Consider the following 18,520-nt stretch of genomic DNA (forward strand, 5'->3'; position numbering starts at 1 on the left):
CGCGGTGAGCCGACGGTCACCGCGGAGCGTCGTGGAGCCGAAACAGAGCTGCCGCTTCGAGCCCATCCTGCAGGTACTCGTACTCCCCCACCAGCGCTGAGCGCAGAGTCAGCTCGTCGAGGTCCGATCCAGCATTGAGCAGCGCGCGGAGGGCTGTGTCATCTCCGCGTACCGGTTGCCCGAGAAGGTCTTCCGAAGCCTGCTCGAGGAAGTCCGCGAGGGAGGAGAGCGCTGAATTCGGCTCCCCCGACGGCCCCGGCGCAAGGACGAAAGGCAGAACCCGTGTCGGATCATGGCCAACAGCTCTCCACCTCCCGGACTCGTATCCGTAGGCGAAGTTCAGGATTTCGTCGTTGCTGGCGGTTTCGAGCCACCAGGGTTCGGCACCGTGATCGCACAAAACAGCGCGGCCGCCCTCCACAGCAGGATCAGGGTCGTGCCGATCGAAACCGAAGATCGCAGCACGGCCCCCCGAAAGCGAAATGAAGTCGAAGTGTGATCCGCCGCCGTCACGGTAGGTGACTCGATTGTTTTCGATGGTGAAGGTCGAATGGAGGTCAGAGAAGGAGAAAACTGCCGCGTACGCTGCCGCCCATCCTGCGAGCATCCGATGTGCTGCAGCCGGATCCGGAAGGTCGATTTCAATCGGAGTCATCGTCAGACCGTAACGCTCACCCCAAGTGCGCTCGGCCCGACGTGCGCCGCACCACAGGATCACCTGCCAGCGGAAGTCCGCGGCCACTGGAAGCATGAGGACATGCTCACTATCCGGATCACCGACAACGCCGCAGCATTCCTCGGTCTCGGCGTCGGGTTCTCCACGATCGACCCCACCGACGGCCTCACACCGCAGCTCAGGGCGAAATTGAATCACGGAATAGAACGCCGCGGAAAGCTTCTGGTCTGGGCGGACTCACGCGCCGACGACGAGAGCCCGCCGGCAAACTTCTTCGACTACACCGGGTGGGAATGCAACGACAGTTCATTCCACCTCGAAGACTATGTGCCACTGCGCGCCCCGAATGCCGTCGCTGAAGACTTCCTTCCCTCCGGCCTTCCGGTCGAGTCGATGGGACCGTTCATCACCAGATCCGATCAACGCGCGTTGCTCGAACAAGGCATCGCGTTCGCCCGCGAATTCGCCCAGCTTGTCTACGATCTGCCCGAACCCACCCCCGTTCGTTGCATGATCTTCGTCAACAGCAATTGCGGCACCTTCCGGTTTCACCAGATCGAGCCCGGCGTGGAGTGGACCGCACTCGACCGCCTCGAGGACGACTACCCCACCAAGTTCAGCAGCAAGGGCGTCGTCGTCGACATCATCCCCTCCACCACCAGAACTTATCGGTGCCAAGCCTGTGGATACCCTGGATTACGCGAGCGGCCCTATGCCCGAGATGGTTCGGGTTCCGGCGAGAGGTGTCCAGCGTGCGCGTTCACGTTCGACGCGGCCCCCGGCGCCGACCCGCAGCGCCGGAACGCGCAATCGCGCACGCAAGAACAGTGGCGTGAACGGTGGATCTCCGGCGGGATGCGGTGGCAGAGCGCCCCGGAGGTGCCTCAACCAGTGATCTGGGAGCCGGTGAACGAACTCGCCGAATTACTCACCATGCGCCAGCGACCACCACAATGATGCAACGAAAACAGTGTGCCGTTACGATCCGGTCGATCCCAGGAACGGCGTGGGCTCGCTTGTTGCACAGGTGCTCAGTACGCGGTTGATGGCATCCTTCTCTGCCTGGGTGACCCACAGGTTGTAGGTGGACTTCACGTCGACCTGCGTGGCGACGTACCGGCAGCGGAAGTCCTTGTTGGGTGGGAGCCAGGTCGCGGCGTCGCCGTCACTTTTCTTCTGGTTTGCCGGCCCGTCGACGGCGAGGAGGTTGCGGGGGTCGTTCGCGAGATTGCGTCGTTCACGCTCGGTGAGTTTCTGAGCACCAACCTGCCAAGAGTTGCTGAGTGCGACCACGTGTAATCCGTAGCTAGTAGTTAGTGCCGTTGACATCATCCTGAGCTTCCTTCCACAGATTCGGGACATGTGGGCGACGGTGTTATCTGCAGGTAGCGAAGTACGCCGATGACACCGCAGACACGCGCCGTTCGGGTGCCTCGAATTAGGCAGCGCCGGGCGTAGCTTCGACTTCAGACGAACGGGAGCGGGCTGATGGCTACAGCGCAACGTGTCACTCTCAACGACGGTACAACGACCTGGACGGTGATCGACAGATCGTTCGGTCTCGTTGAGCCGGTCGAGGCCTACCTCGAGTACGGGCGGCAAATCGACTTCCGGCCGAACACCACCCGCGCCTACGCACAGAGCCTGGCCCAGTGGTGGTCGTTCCTGGAAGTGACCGGCACGTCGTGGGATGCGGTGAAGCTGCACGACTTCGGCGACTTCATCTCGGCCCTGCGCTACGGCGAGCAGGACTCGCCGATCCGCGAACTCCGCCCCCGACCGACGCTCAGCGACAGCACGGTGAATCTCCGCATGCGCGCAGTGATGAGTTTCTACCGCTACCAAGCCGACAGCGGAACAGACGCTGCGCCGTTCCTGTGGAAGCAAGCCCACGTCCGATCCGGCCGCTACCTCTCGTTCCTCGAGCACGTGGCCAGGCGAGCGCCACAGAAGCGCGCCGCCATCCGAATCCGCGCCGCCCGCAAGGCCATCCCGGTTCTGGCGCCGACCACGATCGACGCCCTCCAAGGCGCCGAGGCCACCTACGACCCAACACTCGAGGAGTGGAGAGGTGACCTGCGATATCGGTTCCTGTGGGCAGTCCTGGCGGAATCGGGCATGCGGATCGGCGAAGCCCTCTCGTTGGAGCACCGCGACTGGAACACCGGGATCGGCGGCAAGAGCGCCCGGGTCGCGATCGTGAGCAGGCCACACCCGTACGGCCTGTCCGCCAAGTCCGGGGAACGCGAGGTCCACATCGGGTCGCGGCTCGACCGGCTCTACGCCGACTACGTGTGGTGGCTGTGCGACCGAGGCGCCGATGTCGCCCTCGATGATTGGGACAGCAGCTACATCTTCTGCAACGTGATGCGGAACCCGCTGTTCGCGCCCCTGCGTACCGAGTCGGTCTATGCGCACCTGCGCTCGATGAAGCATCACGACACCGCCCTCCCGAACCTGATGACACCGCACTGGTTTCGGCACACCCACGCCACCGCGCTGTTGCTGGCGGGGAGTCCCGTCCACACCGTCAGCCGCCGCCTCGGACACGCGAGCGTGCAGACCACGATGAACATCTACGGCCACGTCACCGAGGACGCCGAGCTGGCCTCGGTAGCGAATTGGCGCGAATACGTCGCCGGATGGGAGTACCCGAATGTCTAGCCCAGCAACCGATCCCGCCATCACGTCATGGTCGCGCAGCCCCAAGAGACTGCACCAGATCGACCCGGGGTTGGCACTAGCGGACATGTTCGACCTCACCATCGCCCGCAGGCTCTGGGACTCTCTGCCCGAAGAATGCCGCAGCGATCACTTCGACAAGAAGACGATGCCGGCGCACTACCGACCGGCGATCCGCGAAGTCAACGTCGGCGGGAGCTGGACCTCCTGCTACCTGAACTTCCGCGGTTTGCCGGAGCCGATGACCTGGGAGATCGCCTGGATCATCCACCGGCGCATCGAGCTGGGTCACTTCGTCCGCGTCATCGAGACGAATGCCGCCTTCATCCTGCTGCGCGCCGCGATGAATCACGACGACGAGTGCCGGTCGGCGCAATCGCTGCTGCACCGTTCGCCTGACGAGTGGGTGCGATCCGCACGGAAAGCACAGATGCGCGGTGCGAAGATCGGCGAATCTGCGTTCAAAGGCGGCACCTACCGCCTCGGGCACATGGCCGCCGTGCTCGGGTACGCCTATCACCGCGGCCCGTGGTGGGAGCTGAACGTCTGGAATCCCAGCCTCGACCCGAGGGTGCCCCAACGCGACCACGAACCGCAAGGTCGCACGACAATGCACTTCACCAACCTGACCAGCCTGTGGTTGCGTGAAGGAGCGAAGTACTGGCTTTCGGCGGGCCTGACCACGGAGCGGTACTCGTGGAGCACGGTCAAATCGCGCCTGGACGCCCTGAAATGGCTGCAACGCTACATCGACACCACCGCCGATCAGGGCCCGTGCCTGACAACGGACCCACACCGCCTGCGGGACTTCATCCGCGGCTTCTGCGACATGCTCCTCGCACACCGCATCGAGTCCGGGGTACGCGCGGGCAAGGCGCTGGCGACGAACCCACGCCGCCAGATCATGACCGCGATCGAGCAGTTCTACCAGTTCATGTATGACCACCGGGATGAAGCCGCCACCGAACTCGGCATCAGCGCCTGGGCCACTCTGCGACCCGAGCACTGCGTGCTGTTCCGCCCCGAGGACAAGCCCCGCTTGGCCAACGTCAAGGCACACGACATGGTCCTCGAAGAGGATGTCATGCAGCAGATCGCCGAGGGCAGCGGCCTGCTCGCACAGCCTGTGAAGGAGGGCGGGCTCGGCGACCTGCAAGCCTTCCACATCCTGATGCTTCTGCTGCGCACCGGACGTCGCGCCAACGAGGTGCTGATGATGGACTTCGACCCGCTCGAACCGATCCTGCACAATCGCACATACGGTGATCCTGACAGCGCGGGCTTCGTCGCCCGGATGCGGTATCAACAGACGAAGATCGAATCGAACGTCGCACCCACGATCCCCGTGGACGAGGAGATCGTCACGATCATCCGAGCCCAGCAAAAGCACGCCCGAGACATGATGGCGCACTTCGGAAACTCTGACGTAACGCCGAAATACCTGTTCCTCTGCGCGAGCCGAAACCGACTGGGCGACAAGCCTTACCCGCTTCCGACAATGCATCTGCGGTTCAGCAGGCTCACCAGACTGCTCAACATCAGAGACTCCGTCGGCCGTCAGGTCGCGGTCTCCAAGACACACCGCTTCCGGCACACCGCCGCGACCAACCTGATCAACGCTGGAGTGCCGCTTCACGTCGTGATGCGCTACTTCGGTCATGTCTCCCCGGACATGACCTTGCACTACGCCGTGACCTCTGCGCAGACCATGGAGGAGGAATTCCTCCGATACAAGAAAGTCACCCGCGACGGCCGCACCGCCTCGATCGACAGCTCCGACCTCTACGATCTGATCCAGCTCGACAAGCGAGCTGACCGCATTCTGCCCAACGGTTGGTGCACGCTCCCACCGAAACAATTGTGCGATAAGGGAAACGCCTGCCTGTCCTGCTCGAAGTTCGTCACCGACTCCACTCACGCCCCGCAGTTGCGGACCCAGCTCACCGACACGGAAACCCTGATCGAACACCGGCAAGCAGTGTTCACCGCGAAGTACGGCGCCCCGATGGACGAGACGAACATCTGGCTGCAAGGCCGCCGGATCGAGGTCGACTCGCTCAACCGGATCCTGCTCTCGATCAACGATGTTTCCGCCGCCGACAAGGCCGTTCGCGGCCCCGGAACCACCACCTAGAGCAAGGAGAACAAGCCCGTGCCCGAACACCTCACCGCCGCAGCGCGACAACGCCACACCGAGACCAGAGCGCGCGCGGAAGCGGCTCTGCTGGCACTCAGCAATGCAGGCGAGCCGGTCACCTTCGCGGCCGTCGCTCGCCGCGCCACGGTCTCCACCGACTTCCTCTACAACCAGCCCGACCTGCGCACAAAGATCAACGACCTCCGCACCAGGCGCCCGCACCACCGAACAACTCCGGAACAGATGTCCGAACGCGAACGGCAGTCCGCATCGTCCGCGGTCAGAGCACTGTCCTCGCAGCTCAAGGAACTCAAACGCCGGCACGCCGAAGAGCTCGGCGAGCTGCGCAAGGCGCTCGCGGTCGCCCACGGCGAGAACCTCGCGCTGCGGCGACGACTCGCCGACTCCCGCTAGCGCCCTGAGGGTAATCGGTTTCGCTGCTCGTCCACGAAACACGACCCGCCGCCTCGGCATTGGAGGGAAGCGCCAGGCCGGGACACGTCGACAGGACAGCGGCAATCGCGTCTTTCTCCGCCTTGGTCACCCACAACCGATACCGGAGTTTGACCGCGACCTGACGAGCCACATAAGCACATCGGAACGCCTTGTTCGGAGGAAGCCACGAGGCGGCATCGGAGTCACTCTTCGCCGAGTTCGGAGCCTGCGTAGTGGCGATGAGATTGAGCGGATCATTCGCCAGGTCGACACGTTCGGCGGCAGACAACTGCTGCGCGCCCTTCTGCCACGAATCACCAAGGGCGACTACATGCTCGATCGGGACGAGTGGCGAAGTCGTCTCCCCGCGAACGAAATTCACCGTGGTCCCGGTATACGGATCGTGAAGGACTCCCGACTGCACCACGCACGGCGGCGCGGCCACACCTGAGCGGCCCTTGCACGTGACGTCCATAAGGTCACGGGAGAGTATGTCCTCGCGAGTGCTCAGCGAGTTCCCGCCCCACATAGCGGTGTTCGTATCAGTCCACGCGGCACCGAACTCGCTGCGCGCATACCCCGTCTTCGGCGCACGACCCTTCACCGCAAGCTGCTCCAACGCGGACAGTGCCTCTTCAACCTGCGCACCAGGCGCAGCGGTCTCCGACACCGGAGCGGCGAATACCGTCCCGCCATCAGCAGGAAGGGCCGAGCAACCAGAAACAGCGACAACGAACGCCGCAGCCACCGCCGCGACGCCGCTCACGCTCTGGCCCATCGCACTGCCACCACAGCCATCAGCGGCATGACATCGACATAATGACCAGCAGAAAGAGGAAGACTCCTTGACAAAGCTGCTGATAAGACATGGTCGATCTGCACGGCGGAGGATGTTGTCTGCCCGCGTTGGAAGTTGATCGTCGTCGCAGTGTACGGGTCATGGAGTACCCCGGAGAGCACTGTGCATTGCTTTTCGCCGTTCTTGAATGCGACGTTCGCAAGATCACGGATCAAGACGTCATTTCTTGTTATCTCTAGCGCCGCATCAGGATGAAGGCACGGTAGGCACGGCGTGTCGGTCGCCCTGTCCCTCATGGTTATCTAATAGCGTCTATGTCACAGGTGGGACAGCCATAGGAGTGGCGATGTCGTGTGCTGTAGAGAAGGTCATTTCACCGACGACGGGGCAGTCGGGTTGGGTGATCGTGGACGAAGAATCCATGCGCCCGGTCGCGGAGGCTTCCGAGTGGGTGCTGTTCATGCAAGGCGCCGGAAGGTCACCTCAAACAATCCGCGCATACGTTCCTCGGGTCTGTTGGTTCTTGAACTGGACTGCCGGTCGCGGACTGGATTGGCACGAGATTCGTGTAGGTGAACTCACTCGTTTCAAATTCGCCGTCGAACACACCCCAACCGTCCACTACCGGCTGCGCTCCGGCAGATCGGTCAACGCAGTGATGACCGCTGTCGTCGAATTCCTCAGGTTCTGCGGAATGCGTGGATTGGTCTCCGCAGATGTTGTTTCTGGGCTGTCCCAGCCCAAGTACCTGGCCTACGCACCCCGCGATTTCCACGAAGGTGAATCCGGTCAGCATCGGCTGATTCGTGCCAGAACCCTCAAAGCGCCGGAAGTCGTAAAGCCTCCGGAAATTATTACTGAAGAACAGTTTTCGCATGCTCTGAACTCCGCGAACACCGAACGAGACCGTTTTCTGGCGCTGTTGCTGGTTCGTTCCGGACTCCGAATCGGAGAGGCATTGGGTTCGCGCCGTAGCGACCTGCATTTCCTTCCGACCTCGGTTCATCTGGGATGCCAGGAACGTGGACCTCATGTTCATGTTGTTCGGCGTGAAGGCAATTCGAACGGTGCCCGCGCTAAAGGACAATCCCGAGTCGTACCGGTCAGCGACGAGGTGGTCACTCAGTATCGCGAGTACCTTCTCGAACGAGACAGCGTGCCCACCGCAATGACCTCGGACTTCGTGTTCGTCAACCTTCTCGGGCATCACGCCGGTTCGCCGATGTCGTATTCGAACGCAAAACAGATTGTGGAAAGGATCGGCAACCGTGCCGGTTTCCGATTGCGGCCCCATATGTTCCGGCATACGGCAGCCACAATCTGGACGCGCAACGGCACCGGTATCGACGTGGTTCAGTCGTTGCTCGGTCATGTGAGCCGAGCATCGACCGCGATCTATCAACACCCCGACGCGGAGGACCTGAGGGCGGCAGTGGAAAGAGTGGGCATATGAGCATCACCGCTCTACCCGTCGAGTCAAGTGCCCTCTCGACTGGAAACGAACAGACCTGGAAAGCGTGGTTGATCGAACGAATCGACCCGCAATGGCGAGTCGCGGAATGGGATTCACGCCGACAGGTATTCACCGGAGACGTCGACAACGAAATGACAGCGGTCTATCTGTGCCGAGTCGACCGATGCATGACGGTCGTGGAAATCTTCGACCGCCGTTGCAGGCGGTGCGAACGCCACCGCAAGCTCAACGGGACCTCACCTTCATTCTTCGACCGGACATTCGACCCCGATTCGGTTCCACGAAGAGACGAAAAAGCCTTTTCGAAAGTCGATTTCGAACTCAGTGAGGTGAACGGCACTGTTGCGGCGGAGATTATTTACGGAGTGCAGCAGCGTGACCGTGATCAGATCATCTTGGTTCCGATGCGGATCCGCAGCATAGTTTCCCACCTCCCACCGGATTGTCGCTCACTGCTCGATGTCGCCGGAAATCGCCAGTTCGAGAAGGCACTCGGAGCTGCAGCCGGTGGTGTGTTCCGGTCGTTGGTCACACATCTGCAGCGGGCGCACGTCGTGTACTCCGGTACTGATCCCACCATGGCCGACGTGTGGAAACCTGCCGTCGTGGGCCTGCAAGCTGCTCCGGACCGGCGATACAGTGCGGCCGGTGGCGTTGTGGACTTCCGAGAGATCAGACAGCGATGGCTTCGAGAGATCACCAAACAATTCGGCCGCGAGGTACGCCCACCCGTGACGACACTGCGGCACACCGTTCATGCCGCCGAAATCGCTTCACGGCAACTCTCGCTGCGCACGAACGGCGATCACCCCGAACTACTCGACCACGGTGACATGAGCGCTGTCGTCGAGGGTTTCCGCACCAGCGCCGATCGAGAGGGCAAGCCCCATTCCTTCACCCATCGACGATCATTGCTCGGGTGGTGGCGCCGACTTCTCGAGTTCTCACGCCGCACGGGCGCAATGGATGACATCCCCGGCTCCTTCGCACTCGATCTGCGTTCGCACACAATTGCCCAGGTCGAGACCAGCGAGGACGACTTCGGACGCACGATCCCCGAACATGTCATCGCACAACTCGATCAACACCTCGAGCTGCTGGGTAGGCACTCCACGTACTCCGCGCCGGGCTGGAACCCTGACGACTACGCCATGATGTATCAGACGGTCTACCAGATCATCCGGGACACCGGTCGACGCCCGAGTGAGATCGTCGGGCTCAAACGCTCATGCCTGGACTGGGTCGACGGCAAGCCCACACTCGTCTACGACAACCGTAAACGTCGCAGAATGGGGCGTAGATTGCCGATCAGCACTGCAACGGCAACCGTGATCGACCAATGGCTCGACCACCTTCAATCGCTGTCTGTTCCGGACACACTGTGCGACTGGCTCTTTCCCACGCCGGGAACCCGCAACAACATTCGCCGCGGGCACTTGAGCGGTGCGCAGTTCGGGTCCCGGGCCTTCGCCATCTGGATCGATGCAATCCCGGAACTTGTCGACGAAAGACTCGACGATGACGGAAACCCAGCTCTCTACGACAGATCAATGATCACTCCTTACGGATTGCGGCACTCCTACGCTCAGCGGCACGCTGACAACGGCACACCGGTGGACGTCCTACGCGAATTGATGGATCACCGCAGCGTCGACACGACCATGGGATATTTCTCCGTCACACTCAAACGTAAACGCCAAGCCACCGAGGAGATTTCGAAGTTCGCGATCGACAGGCACGGACGACCGGCGGGATTCACGTCGGTAACGGAGTACGAGCGACAGTCGGTGGCCGTGCCCTTCGGAAACTGCACCGAACCCTCGAACATCAAAGCCGGCGGCCAACACTGCCCGATCCGATTCCAGTGCGCAGGATGCTCCTTCTACCGACCGGACCCGTCCTACCGGCCCGCAATCGAGCAGCATCTCGCAGAGCTGCGCACAGACAAAGAAACTGCAATCGCCACCGACTCCGCGTCGTGGGTGATCACCAACTTCGACGCCCAAATTCACGCGTTCACGGACGTCATCTCGTCGATGGACGCAATGCTTGCCGACCTGCCCGCAGACCAACGCGCGGTCATCGACAACGCCTCCCGCGAACTGAGGAAAGCGAGGACCGCAGCTGCCTTCATACCGCTCGAGTCCGTAACCACCCACACGAACGAGGACGAACAACGATGACTGCCGATGACCGTGACATACGAACCCAACGGCTCATCGCCTCCCGTCGACGTGACAGCGCTGACAAACAACGCAGAACGCTGACAGTCATCGCCGACCTCTCATCCGCTGGCGAACGCATCAACATCAGCGAAATAGCGCGTCGCGCAGGCGTTTCTCCATGGTTCATCTACAACACCGCAGCAATTCGAACCGCCGTCGAACGCGCCACAGAAGAGCACTCCCACACCGCCACCAGAAGCAGCGCCGGACGCACGTCCGCTACGGCGGACAGTCTTCACGCCGAACTGTTGATGGCGCGTGAGGAAGTTCGGGCGCTACGAACGGACCGAACCAAGCTCGAGACCAAAGTGCAACTACTACTCGGCAACCAACTCGAACACCTGCCGCACGACACACTGCTCGCCCGTATCCACGAGCTCGAACAGATAGCAGCCGAGCTGCGCTCGGACCTCGACTCCGAACGCAGACGCGCCGACACCATGACAACACGAACCGAAGAACTCCAGGACGAGCTCACCGCCGCCCGCGCCTCACTCAAAAGGATGGTTCAAAGCGTTTCTCCAGCACGACGAATCGAAGCAATCGGCACATAAGAACACACCCCAGCAAGCATCGGAATCTACGCGGAACTGTGAATCAACACGCGGACAATACGGCAGACATCGCATCCTTCTCTGCTTGAGTCACCCACAGGCGGTAGACCGACTTCACCGTGATCTGCTTCGAGACGTAGGTGCATCGGTACGCCTTGTTCGGGGGAAGCCAGGATGCGGCATCGGAATCAGACTTCTTCGCGTTCGTCGGTCCATCCACCGGGATCAGATTTCGGGGATCGTTCGCCAGATTCGTGCGCTCCTGAAGACTCAATTGTTGCGCACCCTTCTGCCACGAATCGCTCAACGCGACCACATGGTCAATCTGAACTGCAGTCGAAGTATCCTGTCCCCGAACAAAATTGATCGTCTTTCCAGTGTAAGGATCAGCCAACGTGCCAGAGAGAACAACACATTGCTTCTTTCCTTCTTTGAAGACCACGTCAGTCAGCCGCGAAGCCAACAGATTATTGCGCGTATCGCACCCGTCATGCCCGAACTCCACATCGACATCATCAGACCATGCCTGACCGAACTGATCTCTGCTGTAACCAGTTTTCGGAGCACGCCCCTTCACCGGAAGCGTCTCCAACAGCGCAACGGAAGAAGCCACATCAACATCGTGCTGACCAGGGCTATCCACAGACAACGATCCTGCTGGGATCACATCCGCCAACGTCGTACTGCAACCGGAAATCGACAACCCGACCAAGGCAGTGACGGCAACCAGGAGGGAACGGGAACGCACCAAGCGACTATGCAACGTGAAACTCCTAAATCATATGCAGTGCAGAGGATCTGCACTCTTATCAACAAAACTCATGAGGATGATTGTCGGGAAATCCCGACATCAGACCAGGTGTGCTACACATCCACCGAACCCAATCAACCGGCCACGTGCGTGATTGAACATGCCATCGTCCCTATCCGTGCGGTCGAACCGGTCGACCGTCACACGAACTGACCATCGTCACTCACATAACTCACACCGTCGACATCGAACAATGGGGGCCTACCAGCAAGGTTTTGAGATATGTCAAAACTGCGTGCAGATAATTCGGGTGTCACAACCATTGTGGCCAAATTCGACGTCAACATCATCTGTCCATGCGACCCCGAACTGATCACGGGAATAGCCCGTCTTGGGTGCGCGCCCCTTCACAGGAAGCGTTTCGAGAAGAGTCGTCGCGCGGTCGAGTTCTGTGCCGGTCAGCTGCCAATTCCGAGGTGCTGACCCGTCGCTCGTGGCGTTGAGTGCGCTCGGTTCGACCTCTGCTCCTACAGGATTCACGATGCCCGGGTCAGCGGCGATGGGCGCATTGAACTCGCAACCGCTGATCGCCAACGCAAGGATGCCTGCGAAGGCGCCGGCCACGAAGGACGACGCTACATGGCGGATCGGTTTGGGTGAGTGTCGAATTCCGAACACTTAATGTCCTTTCGGTGAAGTTGTTACGTATCGGGTTTGGGCAGTATCAAGTTGTACGTTGATGAGTTTCATCAAGTGAGGTGGTGGATGCGGCACGCACGATTCGGCGGGCTGATCGCTGGGCCACTGATGGGTTCAAACACACAGATGAGTCGGGAGGTAAGCGCGCTTCGGCATAGTGTCGAGGTCAGTCAGCGCTCCAGCCTTTCGGTTTCGTTGGTTTGTAGATGTTCGCCCCAGGTTTGAGTGCGTACGTCGGCGCATATCGGGCAGTAGGTTTCACCGCGGGCGCAGGTCCACCCTGCTCGCGTTTCGTATTCGTCTCCAGTACAGTAGCTTTCGCTCATTACTTCTCGAAGATCCGTTGTTCCGCACGCGTCGCAGGTGAAGTTCGCCGACATTGCCGCTGGCATTCCCGTTCGGGTTGAGTCGTATCCGAGCGGTTCGCCTTTCACACGTTCGGGCAGGGCTCGGTGGTCAAGGAATACGCGAGTGTGGGCGATCGCAAGACATATGCCGACAAGGATGGCCACTGGCACAGCGGCGTGGGTTGTCAAGAAGGTCTGGATAGTGGTCGGGCACATCGGAGATCCGGTGCCGCCCAGCAGGGTTGTGTAGCACTCGGCGGCAGGTTCGAGCTGTTCGACAGGGGGCAGGGCGAGCATCCAAGTCAAACCCGCGACCGCAATCAGGTCGAGCAGCAGTAGCGTGCAGATCTGACTTCTCATCGACGTTCCCTATTCGTGTTGGAGCAGTTCAACGGTGATCTCGGCGTGCTCGGGCAGAGTCGTCAGAGCGAGTCCGAGGGCCGGCCATCTGGTTATTTCGTCGAGCGTTCGTCGCGTGGGGTCCGCTCACGCTGCTGCAGGCGTTGTAGTCGAGCGGCTGGCGCTGTGGTGCGTCGCTGGTTGATCCAGGTGTGCACTATCGTCTTGTAGAGCGCTGGTTCTGTGGTGGTAAGGAGTCGTTGGGCGGCAGGTAAGCCTGCAGCGCTGGTTGCTTCGCTGTCAGCTGCCCATGTCCTGTCTTGGAATCGCCGGCGTCGATACCGCAGAAGCCACAGACCTGCAGGGACGAGCATCGCGGCGGCGACGAGTGCGGTCAGTCTGGAACTGCTGTCGACGTCGTGGCTGAATGCAGCAGGTAAGAGGATGAGCACAGCGGCGAGCATCCCGAGCGGTGTGCCGTATCCGGGTTTGTGTTGGCGCGGAGGGTATTGCGCCCAGGACAAGGTGTTCGTGACGATCCAGCGTCCCGCAGCAGTGTCGGTGTGGGTGTCGATGTCCGTCGCTGATACGGCGAGCACGGGGACGGGATCACCGTCGACGCGGTGGTGGTAGACGCGGGTTTCGCCGACGGGGACGCGTTCCGCCGACGCCACCTTCGGGTACCGCCGGTTCACTGTCTGCAGGTCGGCGGCGGTGTTCGACCACCAATCGAGTTCGGTGCGGGTGAGCGTCGTTCTTCCTGTGGCTCTGATCTTCGTCATGAGAGTGCCTTCCGGATTGTGTATCCAGGTCGGACGTTATCGGGCGCTGTTCCGGTGTAGTGGTGCTCGGCTGTGTCTTGAACGGGTGGTGGGGTTCCGATCGCGGCGGTCGGTGCCGGTGGGTCTTGATGCTCGCGGGATCCCTGATGATTCGACCGTCGTGGGTGGACAGCAAGGCGCCTGTGGAACATTCCACGGGCTCTTGGTGGTTCGCAGGCGCTGGCGTGGATGCCGCCTAGAGGGAGGGCTGACCGATAGCGTTTGGATATGACCAAAGCATCCAGTTTCCTCTTTCAGGCGCAGGACTTGGCATCCGACGATGATGCGCCGCGGTTGCGATCAGCGTTGACGGCCGCGCGTGAGTGTGAGCAGAGAGGGGGGCCGTACCCCGACGAAGTGCAGGAGGCTGCACAGTTGGCGTACGAGTTGTTGGAGATCGCTGCTCCCGAGGTTGTTGCGGAGCTCGGTCCACCGTCGTGGCCAGCGTAGTAGCGGAATGGTGAAGGCCACGTCAGCAGAAGCGAACTCGTTCTGGTGACGTGGTCTTCCTGTGTGGATCCCTCTTGCATCGGTAGACCTCGAAAACCGCACATCCTGGCCTTCGCTACCTTCGGAGTCATTACTGTGAGCGGCGCCGTCGGACTGGGCGCCTCTAGTGCTCCTTTGTACAGTTCGGGGTGAACCGATCGGGGTGGGTCGACGACCTGCGAGCTACTTGGTTCCGCTACGCAAAATGTTGCGGCGGAGACCCATTGCGTCGAACCGGTCGTTGAACTTGCGGAACTGTGGGCCGAACACCTTCGCGAATCGTGACGTGACCTGAACGGGGAATGACGTAGCAAGCAGCACAATCGCTGCTGGGATCACGTCGCTCGCCGACGTCGATGTCAACAGGGCGATCGGAAGCCCAGCGTTGTGCGCTACGAGGGCCGTCGAAACCAGAACTGCCACATACAAAGACAAGAGTCGCTGAGACATGGATCCCACCGTCCGCGCCCAGCTGATGACGTATTCGAGATCGCTTCCAGTGGCGGAAGTTTTACTCCGCGCGCGCGAGATGAGTTTCGACGCCGTAGCTATGAGGGCCACGACGGCGATCAAACCGACGAGTGACACGACGACCAGCAAGGTAATGACTGCAACTGCATTGACGCTGCTACCTGCAACTTCTGCGGTCCTGGTGAGGGCGGAAGCCAAGTCCTCCAGTGCGTTGATGCCCTGCGAGCTCGTTTCGGCGGTCGGGGTTTGCCACCACGATCCCGCGAGAATGAAGGTGAAGAGAAACGTGAGTAGCGCCGTTGTTGCAGCCAGCCTCGTGGCTTGTGGCCACGGACTCTTCGTGGATCGAGCAGATAGTTCTGCGGGTGCGGTGGGCCCTGTTTCTGTTGGATGGGACATTGGGCTTTCTCCTGTTCTCGGTGTGCAATTCGAAGTCGGCCCCGGAATGGGACTGGCTGGTAGTGGGTTACTGGCCTTTTAGTGCGTTTGCCGGCGACGGGGGCGGGGCGGGACACGGTCGATTAGGTGGCGATGTGTCGGGACTCAGCGCGCAAGACGACTTTGCGCATGATCGACGTAATCGTCTGCATGAAAAGTGATCCCGTCTGGGATGGGTAAGCGCACAGGACTAACAGGAGCACCCACACGATCGCTGACACGGCTCCCTGCACTGTGAGGATCGCTACAGAGTGGCCGGCGCCTCCGGCAGTGACGGCCGTCGAGATCAGCAGCGCCACGTACCACCGCAACACGGGGCCGACCGTCCGACTGAGGCGCAGCGAGAATCTGCGCCAGGATTCGGCGAAGTTCGTGAATACGCGTGCCCGTAGGCCGTATGTGGCGACGGAGAGGATGAGTGCAAATGTGAATGCGCCGAGAGTGATGCCTGCGCCGACTCTGTCGACTGCTGCTGTGCTGGCGCCAGTCTCCTCCGCGAACGAGGTCAGGGATGTAGACAGGTTGTAGAGCGATCGGGTCCACGCGTCGGTGGTGGTCTCGTCGAAAGACACTCGCTCCCGAGGCGACTCGGAGAATGCGGCAGTCAGTATCGCTGCTGGTACAGCGAAGCTGGCGATCGAGCCGCAGACGGCCCGACTCACAGTCCCCGGACGCCGAGGGTGGGAGTCGGGAAGGTTCGACTCGATCGTCGATTGTTCGGACACGAATGGCTCCGCTTCTATTTGTGTTGATCACGCCAGAACCCGAGTAGGGCTCGAGCTGTCATATGGGCGTCTTTGAATGCGTTGTGAGCATCGCGGTACTCGACTCCGTGTGCGGCAGTGAAGTCAGCGAGGCGAGCACCGGTGCTGTTGTGGTCGAATCGCCTGGAGAGCGTCATGGTGTCGATGACGCGGTCGGCGGAGACCCCGTTTGCGGCGAAGTATTGGCGTTCGAAACTCGCGTTGTGCGCGACCATCGTGGTGTTTGGATCGCTCAACAGTTCCTGCAGTCTTGTTTTAGCCTGGGACTGCGCAAATGGCGGCTTACCGTGGATGTCCTGGTAGTTGATGCGGTGAACGTCTTTGGCGCCCGTTCCGATCGTTCGTGCTGTGCGAGCATCGATTCCGTGAAGTTCGTCGATTCGTTCAACGACCTTGCCTTGCCCGTTCATCACGACTGCGCCGGTTTGGATGATCTCGCCACGTCCCGCTGACAGAGAATTCGTTTCGATGTCGGCAACGACGAAACGACGGCGGGTATCTGCGGCTGGGTTGTACGACTTGTAGAGGCTGCGGACGGCGTCGTCCGCGGATCTGCCGGATGCGACTTCGGCGCTGATCATCTCGTGGGCTTGTGCGGTGCTGATGCCACGGTAGGCGGCCAGTTCGGCTGCGGTGGCCCGGTTCTTCGCGTGTCCAGATTCTGCGCGCGGCGCTTTCGTCCAGGTGAAGGTGCCGTCGTTGTGGGCGGGTTGGGGTGGGTTTGTCTTCTCGGTCTGCCAACTGTTCCAACGGTTGTCGAGTTTTTCGCGTAGCTCGGGCATGGTGGCGGGTTGTGTGAGGCCGGTGAGGGGTTCATCGGCGTGGATTCGGTACTGCCGGTAGGTGTGACCGTCGATGTTGACGGCGATGTCGGCGTGTTTGAGCCCGGTTGCGTCGAGCGCGTTCGCAGCTTCGGCGCGCACGTGTGGTGGGATATCCGCTCCGTAGCCGTCATTTGCCGTGGCATGTTTGACGATCAACGCACCATCGGGGGTGTTTCCGTCGCTGCTGGTCACGGCTGTCAGTTCTGCCTGCTGCCAGGGGCGTTCACTGTTTCGCCAGATCCCGGGGGTTGATTGGACCGACAGTCCGGGGTTGGCGGCCGCGAAGTCCGCTGCGGTGGTGTGTTCCCAAGCTGCGGCCCGGCCTTCACGTCCGGTGTGCTGTGTGTGGGCGAGGTGAGCGCGGCTGATGTCGTCGTCGGTGACAGCGTTGATCGCGGACAGCTTCGCACTTGTCGCGGTGTGGGGGCTGTTGGGGTCCTTGACGCCGGCGGCGGCACCGATGTGGGTGCCGGGGATTCCGTCTTGCCGGGCGCGCAGTTCAGCTTCACTGCCGGGAACGTGTGTGCCGATATTGATGCTGTCGCCGATGGTGGTCCCGGAATATGCGGGCGGGGTGGAGAGTTCGCTGACTCTGGCCGCGTATTGCGCGCTCTCGTTGGCGTAGGCGTTCAGGTCGTCGTCGGCGATGAGACGGTCACAGTGCGCGTCGTGAAGGCTGTCGCGGGCCGCGGATACCGTTTCGATGTCTGTGCTGGTTTTCGCCGCTTCCCAGCCCCTTTCGGCGTCGTGTTCCGCGGCGTGGGCGTAGTCGCGTGCTTTGAGGAGCTGTTGATGCTCTGCCGATTGGGCACGTTCGTCGAGGACTGCGCGGGCTTCGTCCACGTCGAGAGTGGCGGCGTGTTCGCGTGCCTGGTCCAGCTCGTCGGATCGTTGACGTCGCAGGTAGTAACCGGAGGCGGTGTCCGCGGTCCATTCGCGATACGACGCCTGCATTTCTTCTTCGAACTGGTCGTCTCGCCATTCTTCGTATGCTGCTTCGGCAGCGTCTTCGGAGCTCGCGTACTCGGCGAGGGTGCTCGGCGCGAAGCCTGCGTCGATCATGTCCTGGCGATGCTTCGGGTACTCCGCGGCGTAGTCGCGGCCGAACTCGCTTCCATCGGGGATCGCCGATGCGGGTGGCTGAGCGCCTGCACGGAGCTGGGCTTGTTCGGCGGCGGTCAGGGTCTCCCCCATCACGGCTTTGCGCTGCAGTTCTAAAAGTTCCAGATGCTCGGTGTCATAGACCGATTCGGCGGACAGCGCATCGGCATACGCGGCCGCGTGGTTGGCGGCTCTACCGGTGCGGTTGCAGCGGGCAGCTGCATCTGCCGAGCACCGACGTGGACCTCCCGGTTGGTTGGCTCCGATGCACACTCTGACCTCACCCCCAATTCGGCGCCCTGATCAGACCGCCTCGCTTGGGGCGGTCTGATCTGGACGCGGATTGTGTCGCTCCTCCGATAGGTGAAAACGTAACTTGCACGGTTCCGGTCATCGAGGTGCTGGGATGGAAGGCGACTATGCGTGAGACAGCGGGGTGTGCGCGGCGATGGAATCTGCCTCTCACGATCTGCGCCGGACGGGGGCGGGATGGA

15 protein-coding genes and 3 pseudogenes are annotated in these 18,520 nt (G+C 61.4%); 8 read left to right on the top strand and 10 right to left on the bottom strand.

Annotation, left to right across the window (positions count from 1 at the left end; translation table 11 throughout):
* Positions 1-16 precede the first annotated feature (16 nt).
* Positions 17-751, bottom strand: a complete 735-nt coding sequence (locus EHW12_RS30665) for a hypothetical protein (RefSeq protein WP_047270435.1) — start codon at positions 749-751, stop codon at positions 17-19.
* A 6-nt stretch (positions 752-757) separates the two neighbouring features.
* On the opposite strand from EHW12_RS30665, the gene EHW12_RS30670 reads away from it, so the two are divergent.
* Positions 758-1,633 (top strand): hypothetical protein, encoded by an 876-nt coding sequence (locus EHW12_RS30670; protein WP_052959923.1) that lies wholly within the window; start codon positions 758-760, stop codon positions 1,631-1,633.
* Between the two features lie 66 nt (positions 1,634-1,699).
* Here the strand turns inward: EHW12_RS30670 and EHW12_RS30675 are convergent.
* A pseudogene (locus EHW12_RS30675) lies at positions 1,700-1,972 on the bottom strand (HNH endonuclease family protein); the annotation flags it as partial.
* A gap of 192 nt (positions 1,973-2,164) precedes the next feature.
* On the opposite strand from EHW12_RS30675, the gene EHW12_RS30680 reads away from it, so the two are divergent.
* Genes EHW12_RS30680 through EHW12_RS30690 form a run of 3 tightly spaced genes read left to right on the top strand, consistent with a single transcriptional unit; the run spans position 2,165 to position 5,909 of the window.
* A complete protein-coding gene (locus EHW12_RS30680) occupies positions 2,165-3,340 on the top strand; it encodes a tyrosine-type recombinase/integrase (RefSeq protein WP_058037612.1) in 1,176 nt (391 codons plus the stop codon).
* On the top strand, positions 3,333-5,492 hold the full coding sequence (locus tag EHW12_RS30685) for a site-specific integrase (protein ID WP_083291452.1): 2,160 nt from the start codon (positions 3,333-3,335) through the stop codon (positions 5,490-5,492). The genes EHW12_RS30680 and EHW12_RS30685 overlap by 8 nt, the downstream gene beginning before the upstream one ends.
* A gap of 18 nt (positions 5,493-5,510) precedes the next feature.
* Positions 5,511-5,909, top strand: a complete 399-nt coding sequence (locus tag EHW12_RS30690) for a DUF6262 family protein (protein ID WP_047270891.1) — start codon at positions 5,511-5,513, stop codon at positions 5,907-5,909.
* Here EHW12_RS30690 and EHW12_RS30695 read toward each other — a convergent pair.
* Together EHW12_RS30695 and EHW12_RS35590 are read right to left on the bottom strand one after the other, a co-directional pair.
* A complete protein-coding gene (locus EHW12_RS30695) occupies positions 5,806-6,708 on the bottom strand; it encodes an HNH endonuclease family protein (RefSeq protein WP_070160272.1) in 903 nt (300 codons plus the stop codon). The two genes, EHW12_RS30690 and EHW12_RS30695, sit on opposite strands and share 104 nt — an antisense overlap.
* A 68-nt stretch (positions 6,709-6,776) precedes the next feature.
* Positions 6,777-6,959: pseudogene (locus tag EHW12_RS35590) on the bottom strand (hypothetical protein); the annotation flags it as partial.
* Positions 6,960-7,075: 116 nt separating this feature from the next.
* On the opposite strand from EHW12_RS35590, the gene EHW12_RS30700 reads away from it, so the two are divergent.
* The 3 genes from EHW12_RS30700 to EHW12_RS30710 are packed head-to-tail and all read left to right on the top strand — an operon-like array spanning position 7,076 to position 10,982.
* Positions 7,076-8,182, top strand: a complete 1,107-nt coding sequence (locus EHW12_RS30700) for a tyrosine-type recombinase/integrase (protein WP_125050376.1) — start codon at positions 7,076-7,078, stop codon at positions 8,180-8,182.
* A complete protein-coding gene (locus EHW12_RS30705; protein ID WP_052959762.1) occupies positions 8,179-10,386 on the top strand; it encodes a site-specific integrase in 2,208 nt (735 codons plus the stop codon). Before EHW12_RS30700 ends, EHW12_RS30705 begins: the two co-directional genes overlap by 4 nt.
* Positions 10,383-10,982 carry a DUF6262 family protein gene (locus EHW12_RS30710; protein WP_047269065.1) on the top strand — a complete coding sequence of 200 codons (600 nt, stop codon included), beginning with the start codon at positions 10,383-10,385 and terminating at the stop codon, positions 10,980-10,982. Before EHW12_RS30705 ends, EHW12_RS30710 begins: the two co-directional genes overlap by 4 nt.
* Positions 10,983-11,025: 43 nt before the next feature.
* Here EHW12_RS30710 and EHW12_RS30715 read toward each other — a convergent pair whose 3' ends face one another.
* The 3 genes and pseudogenes from EHW12_RS30715 to EHW12_RS30725 all read right to left on the bottom strand — a co-directional run bounded on the left by EHW12_RS30715 (position 11,026) and on the right by EHW12_RS30725 (position 13,900).
* Positions 11,026-11,730 carry an HNH endonuclease family protein gene (locus EHW12_RS30715; RefSeq protein WP_174519535.1) on the bottom strand — a complete coding sequence of 235 codons (705 nt, stop codon included), beginning with the start codon at positions 11,728-11,730 and terminating at the stop codon, positions 11,026-11,028.
* Between the two features lie 309 nt (positions 11,731-12,039).
* Positions 12,040-12,159, bottom strand: a pseudogene (locus EHW12_RS30720) (HNH endonuclease); the annotation flags it as partial.
* Between the two features lie 1,072 nt (positions 12,160-13,231).
* Positions 13,232-13,900: a hypothetical protein gene (locus EHW12_RS30725; RefSeq protein WP_047269068.1), complete on the bottom strand. Its 669-nt coding sequence runs from the start codon at positions 13,898-13,900 to the stop codon at positions 13,232-13,234.
* 267 nt (positions 13,901-14,167) lie between these two features.
* On the opposite strand from EHW12_RS30725, the gene EHW12_RS30730 reads away from it, so the two are divergent.
* Complete coding sequence (locus EHW12_RS30730; protein ID WP_047269070.1) at positions 14,168-14,389, top strand: hypothetical protein; 222 nt, start codon at positions 14,168-14,170, stop codon at positions 14,387-14,389.
* Positions 14,390-14,611: 222 nt separating this feature from the next.
* On the opposite strand, the gene EHW12_RS30735 is transcribed toward EHW12_RS30730, so the two are convergent.
* The 3 genes from EHW12_RS30735 to EHW12_RS30745 all read right to left on the bottom strand — a co-directional run bounded on the left by EHW12_RS30735 (position 14,612) and on the right by EHW12_RS30745 (position 18,299).
* Positions 14,612-15,298, bottom strand: a complete 687-nt coding sequence (locus tag EHW12_RS30735) for a hypothetical protein (RefSeq protein WP_047269071.1) — start codon at positions 15,296-15,298, stop codon at positions 14,612-14,614.
* A gap of 122 nt (positions 15,299-15,420) precedes the next feature.
* Positions 15,421-16,062 (bottom strand): hypothetical protein, encoded by a 642-nt coding sequence (locus EHW12_RS30740; RefSeq protein WP_058228308.1) that lies wholly within the window; start codon positions 16,060-16,062, stop codon positions 15,421-15,423.
* A gap of 14 nt (positions 16,063-16,076) precedes the next feature.
* The gene (locus tag EHW12_RS30745) at positions 16,077-18,299 is read right to left on the bottom strand and encodes a 3'-5' exonuclease (protein ID WP_058228307.1); all 2,223 of its coding nucleotides are present in this window, start codon (positions 18,297-18,299) and stop codon (positions 16,077-16,079) included.
* Positions 18,300-18,520: the final 221 nt, after the last annotated feature.

The organism is Rhodococcus sp. NJ-530 (assembly GCF_003860625.1).
Classification (GTDB): Bacteria; Actinomycetota; Actinomycetes; order Mycobacteriales; family Mycobacteriaceae; genus Rhodococcus_F; species Rhodococcus_F qingshengii.

Bases quoted from the DNA above. Each gene is read 5' to 3' on its own strand.
- EHW12_RS30665 (WP_047270435.1), bottom strand. From the start codon at position 751: ATGCTTCCAGTGGCCGCGGACTTCCGCTGGCAGGTGATCCTGTGGTGC.
- EHW12_RS30670 (WP_052959923.1), top strand. From the start codon at position 758: ATGCTCACTATCCGGATCACCGACAACGCCGCAGCATTCCTCGGTCTC.
- EHW12_RS30680 (WP_058037612.1), top strand. From the start codon at position 2,165: ATGGCTACAGCGCAACGTGTCACTCTCAACGACGGTACAACGACCTGG.
- EHW12_RS30685 (WP_083291452.1), top strand. From the start codon at position 3,333: ATGTCTAGCCCAGCAACCGATCCCGCCATCACGTCATGGTCGCGCAGC.
- EHW12_RS30695 (WP_070160272.1), bottom strand. From the start codon at position 6,708: ATGGGCCAGAGCGTGAGCGGCGTCGCGGCGGTGGCTGCGGCGTTCGTT.
- EHW12_RS30700 (WP_125050376.1), top strand. From the start codon at position 7,076: ATGTCGTGTGCTGTAGAGAAGGTCATTTCACCGACGACGGGGCAGTCG.
- EHW12_RS30705 (WP_052959762.1), top strand. From the start codon at position 8,179: ATGAGCATCACCGCTCTACCCGTCGAGTCAAGTGCCCTCTCGACTGGA.
- EHW12_RS30710 (WP_047269065.1), top strand. From the start codon at position 10,383: ATGACTGCCGATGACCGTGACATACGAACCCAACGGCTCATCGCCTCC.
- EHW12_RS30725 (WP_047269068.1), bottom strand. From the start codon at position 13,900: ATGACGAAGATCAGAGCCACAGGAAGAACGACGCTCACCCGCACCGAA.
- EHW12_RS30730 (WP_047269070.1), top strand. From the start codon at position 14,168: ATGACCAAAGCATCCAGTTTCCTCTTTCAGGCGCAGGACTTGGCATCC.
- EHW12_RS30735 (WP_047269071.1), bottom strand. From the start codon at position 15,298: ATGTCCCATCCAACAGAAACAGGGCCCACCGCACCCGCAGAACTATCT.